The following is a 4828-nucleotide window of genomic DNA, read 5'->3' as shown; positions in this document are numbered from 1 at the left end:
AGCTTTTATTAATGCCTATAATCTGATTGATGGTATAGATGGCCTCGCAGCAATAACAGGAATTCTTATTGCCACTGTCTACAGTATTATCTTTTATTTTACAGGGCATCCATACTATGTGCTGGTAGGGGTAAGTCTGGTGGGTGTGCTTACTGCATTTTTACGATTTAATTTCTCACGTGGTCGCAGAAAGATTTTTATGGGGGATTCTGGTTCGCTGGTTGTGGGTCTTATCCTGGCATTTTTAAGCATTAAAATACTGGTAATGGAGCCTTACTCTGTTTTAGTAGAGGAAGGTTATAACCCTGGAAACCGACTCCTTCTAATCGCTTGTGTCCTGTTTATTCCGGTTTTTGATACGCTGCGGGTAATGATCTTACGTACTTTAAACGGGGTAAGCCCTTTTTCTGCAGATCGTAATCATGCGCACCATGTTTTACTGGATCTGGGATTTAATCATGCCAAGGCCAGTCTGGGTCTGGCTTTGTTGAATATTCTGGTAATCACTGTCTACTACAGTTTTTGCGATGTACTATCCAATCTTTGGCTGAGCTTCCTGGTTGTGAGTATGTATGCAGGAACCTTTTTTGCTTTTTCTAAATTAAGGAACAGAAGCGCCCGCAGAGCCAGGCGCCATACCACCAGACATTCTATGGGGTGAAAAACTATATTTTCGTTCTTAAAACTATAGACCAATACCTTCGTAAGGTGTTGTTAATTAAATCTTAAATACTATATTCGCCAAAATTTTCCTGAATGAAATCCCCCAAATTTTTAAAGCCTTTTTTACTGATCATAAGCCTCTTATTAATGACTGCTTCCTGCGTATCACGTAAGGACGTGGTTTATTTTCAGGGATTGGAAACCGCTGAAGCAAAAATAGATACGCAGCAAAAAAGCACTCTGCAGATTAAGCCTAATGATCTCTTAACGATAAGCGTTTCTGCTCCAGAGCAGGAGGCTGCCATGCCTTTTAACCTGCCGGTAATAGGAGTGCCCCAGGGTGGAATGGAAGTTGGCTTAAGTGTAAACGGAAGACAACAACTGCAAACATACCTTGTAGACAGTGAAGGAAATATAGAGTTTCCTATTTTAGGGACTGTTGCTGTTGCAGGTTATAACAGGCAGCAACTTGCCTCTGAGCTCAAGGGGCAGATCAGCGAATACCTGCAGGATCCTATTGTAAATGTACGCCTGGTAAACTTTCAGGTGAGTGTGTTGGGGGAGGTAAATCGCCCCGGCACATTTGAGGTGAGGGACGAATATCTAAGTTTACCCAAAGCCCTTGGTCTCGCGGGAGATTTAAGTATCTATGGACGGAGGGACAATGTTCTGGTAATGAGGGAAGAAAACGGTACTAAAACCCACGCATACCTGGATCTTACCAGTGCAGATATTATTAACTCTCCTTATTATTACCTACAACAAAACGATGTGGTTTATGTGGAGCCCAACGCGGCACAGCGCCAGTCGGCCAGTTATAACCGAAATGCGTCGGTTTACATTTCTATAGCATCAGTATTAGTTTCATTAATAGTTTTAATCGCCCGATAATGGCTCAACAGTATACCCCAAATCGTCCTCAGGAAGAAGAAATTGACCTTAGGGAAGAGCTAGGCAAGTATCTTCGCTACTGGCCCTGGTTTTGTGCAGCGGTCTTTTGCTTTTTAGTTGCTGCTTTCCTGTATCTGCGCTATACCACCCCAACCTACAATACTACTGCAAGCATTATTATAAAAGATGACGAAGGGAAATCCCCTTCTTCTGAACTTGCTGCTTTTGCAGATCTGGGATTAATTGGTGGAATGGGAACCAGCAGTATAGAAAACGAGATTGGCCTTTTAAGGTCAAGAAGAATGATGAACAACACTATTAAAGCTCTGAATGTCAATGTTCAGTTTTTTAATGAAGACAAAATAAGATCATCAGAGTTATATCTCAATATTCCTTACCAGCTAAGTGTACTTCAGTTAAACGAAAAAGCTTTGGAGAGAAGTCTTAAGAATGAGGCGACATCGTTCAGGATAAAACGTGACGGAGAGGGGCTTGTGCTGCAAAACTCAGAAACTGAAGAGCGTTATAATGTAAAATACGGGGAACCTGTAAATTTAGGTTTTGCAGATGTGGTTATTTCCGAAAATGAAGATTTCTCCCTGGAATCACAGGAAGAATTTCCTAAAAATGTCCTGATAAAGTTTTCTACCATAGGAAGTGTGGTGGAGAATTACAGACAAAAGCTCCAGGTAAATTTGACCGACAAGAATTCCAGTCTTATAGAACTTAGTCTTGAAGATCCGGTACAGGCAAAAGCCCGGAATATCCTGGACCAGTTGGTACTGGAATATAACCGGGAAGCTATAGAAGATAAAAACCTGGTAGCAAGAAATACAGCACAGTTTATTGATGAGCGACTGGCGATTATAAATGAGGAGCTGGATTCAGTTGAAACAGGAAAGGAAGAATTTAAAGAGGCCAACCAGCTTACTAACATAGAAGCAGAGTCTGCGCTTTTTATTGAAAACGCCAGTGATTATAATAAAAGGCAACAGGAAGTGGGAACCCAGCTGGAATTAAGCAATGCCATGATAGATTATCTTAATTCTGGTACTAAATCTGATCTTTTACCTGCGAACCTCGGGATTCAGGAAGAAGGGGTGAATCAGCAAATTCAGGAATATAATACTCTGGTACTGGAGCGCAACCGAATCTTGAGTGGTTCTACAGAAAAGAACCCGATAGTGAGACGTTTAAACAGCCAGATTGACCAGATGAAGGCTAATGTTTTACAAAGCCTGCAGCGCATGCGTTCTAATCTAATGATTGCGCAGGAGGATCTGGACAGGCAGGCGGCTTCCATAGGTAACAAAATATCTGCAGTCCCTGCAAAGGAAAGACAATTCAGGGGCATAGAACGACAGCAGAGCATAAAAGAGGCACTGTATCTTTTCCTGTTACAGAAGAGGGAAGAAAACTCCTTATCGCTGGCAGTAACGGCTCCAAAAGCTAAAATCGTAGATCGCGCATACAGCTCAGCAAGTCCTGTTTCACCTAAACCTAAGATAATCTTACTTGCCGCTATAATTTTGGGACTTCTTATTCCATTTTTATTTATTTATGTAAGGAACCTGCTTAACAACAAAGTAAGGAGCAGGGAAGACCTGGAACGGGTGACAAAAGAGATACCGTTGGTAGGGGAAGTTCCTAAACTGGAGGGTAAAAATACAGAGCTTATTGAAAAGAACGACCGGTCTGTACTGGCGGAATCGTTTAGGATACTGGTTACTAATTTACAATACCTGTTGGTAAATGCAGGTAATAAAAAAGAAGGCATATGTCTATTTGTAACTTCTACTGTTAAGGGAGAAGGTAAGACTTTTACAGCGTTTAACCTTGCAATGACCCTTGCCAATAATGGTAAAAAGGTGCTGATAATGGGAGGCGATTTAAGAAATCCGCAGTTACAGCGTTTTGAACAAGGTGCAAAGGAATGGCAGGGGGTAAGTGATTTTCTGGTAAGTGATAGGCTGGATTTATTTTCTCTCATTAGAAGGTCGACGCTACACGAGAATCTGGATCTTTTATCTTCAGGTAGTGTCCCTCCTAATCCATCGGAATTATGGAGGCATGAGAAAACAGAAACCTTGTTCGAAGAAGTCAAAGCGAATTACGATTATGTAATTGTAGATACGGCGCCCTCTATGCTGGTAGCAGATACCTTCCTAATAAACCAATATGCAGACTTAACTTTATATCTCGTAAGGGCCGGATATACCGAAAAGAAACTTTTGGAATTTCCTGTGGATGCAAAGAACGACGGAAAATTGCACGACGTGAGTTTTGTGCTGAACGATGTGGAATCTACATATTTTGGTTATGGTAACAAATACGGTTATAATTACGGGGAAGAGGAGTTGAGCGCATGGGGAAAATTCCGGAGCAAAGCAGCTTTTTGGTAGGCGCAAAAACGACAGGATTTCTGGAAAATATTTCATGTTAAATAGCCATCATCCACCCCAGGAATAAGATAGTCAGGTGTGTTTTTGTTTTGAACCCTTAAAGGCTGCGTAAAGAAAATTTTTCTGAAGACTTACATGTTTTCGCGGACAGCTTTAAATTAAACAATTCCTCCTTTTGGTCCTCCTCCCGAATTCAACCACTTTTCTAACCTCAAATAGAATTAAAAACCCCGTAAACAGTGAAGTTTACGGGGTTTTAGTTTCATTTGTTGCCTTAAAAGTACTCGAGGCGGGAATCGAACCCGCACTTCCGAAGAAACTGGATTTTGAATCCAGCGCGTCTACCAATTCCGCCACTCGAGCAAAACGGATGGCAAAAATAAAAAAAAATCCTTTTAATTAGCGAATTTTAAAAAAATATTCTTCTAAATCAATTTTTCTGATTTTTAGGAGCTTCCTTCTTAGCATGTTATAAAAAAGTAAGCTTATTAAAAACCCCAGTGCTTTTCTCTGTAAATTATACTAGATTTGTTCTTGTTGAATTTTTAAACCCCTTCTTCACCCTACTGCTGAAGGATAAAAATGTTAGTCAATTATGCAGTGGTATGTCTTATATACAAAACCGAAGTGGGAATTAAAAGTTTACGAAAATCTTCAGAAGAAAGACATTAAGGCTTATTGTCCCACGGTTACAGAGGTAAAACAATGGAGCGACCGGAAGAAAAAAATTACGGCTCCTCTCTTTAGATCTTATATTTTCGTTTACCTGGCCGAAAAGGAACGCAGTGAGGTTTTTGAGGTGCCCGGGGTGGTTCGTTATCTTTATTGGCTAGGGAAGCCTGCAATTGTTCGGGATGTGGAGATTCAAACCA

Annotated in this window: 4 protein-coding genes and 1 tRNA gene; 4 read left to right on the top strand and 1 reads right to left on the bottom strand. The window is 40.8% G+C overall.

Translation table 11 applies throughout. The features are described 5' to 3' along the window. The 3 genes from RM529_RS15860 to RM529_RS15850 all read left to right on the top strand — a co-directional run. On the top strand, positions 1 to 661 hold a 661-nt coding region (locus RM529_RS15860), incomplete at its 5' end, for an MraY family glycosyltransferase (RefSeq protein ID WP_311485725.1). 95 nt (positions 662 to 756) lie between these two features. Continuing rightward, complete coding sequence (locus RM529_RS15855; RefSeq protein WP_311485724.1) at positions 757 to 1554, top strand: polysaccharide biosynthesis/export family protein; 798 nt, start codon at positions 757 to 759, stop codon at positions 1552 to 1554. Next, on the top strand, positions 1554 to 3956 hold the full coding sequence (locus RM529_RS15850) for a GumC family protein (protein ID WP_311485723.1): 2403 nt from the start codon (positions 1554 to 1556) through the stop codon (positions 3954 to 3956). Before RM529_RS15855 ends, RM529_RS15850 begins: the two co-directional genes overlap by 1 nt. Before the next feature lie 281 nt (positions 3957 to 4237). Here the strand turns inward: RM529_RS15850 and RM529_RS15845 are convergent. Then, positions 4238 to 4319, bottom strand: a tRNA-Leu gene (locus tag RM529_RS15845). 232 nt (positions 4320 to 4551) lie between these two features. Here RM529_RS15845 and RM529_RS15840 point away from each other — a divergent pair. Beyond that, a partial coding sequence (locus RM529_RS15840; protein ID WP_311485722.1) for a UpxY family transcription antiterminator occupies positions 4552 to 4828 on the top strand: 277 nt, incomplete at its 3' end.

Source organism: Autumnicola edwardsiae (assembly GCF_031846505.1).
GTDB lineage: Bacteria > Bacteroidota > Bacteroidia > Flavobacteriales > Flavobacteriaceae > Autumnicola > Autumnicola edwardsiae.
The sequence above is the reverse complement of the archived record's forward strand: the minus strand, read 5'-3'. Positions and strand labels throughout refer to the sequence as shown.

Excerpts from the sequence above, each read along its gene's own strand:
- RM529_RS15855 (WP_311485724.1), top strand. The coding sequence starts at position 757 with ATGAAATCCCCCAAATTTTTAAAGCCTTTTTTACTGATCATAAGCCTC.
- RM529_RS15850 (WP_311485723.1), top strand. The coding sequence starts at position 1,554 with ATGGCTCAACAGTATACCCCAAATCGTCCTCAGGAAGAAGAAATTGAC.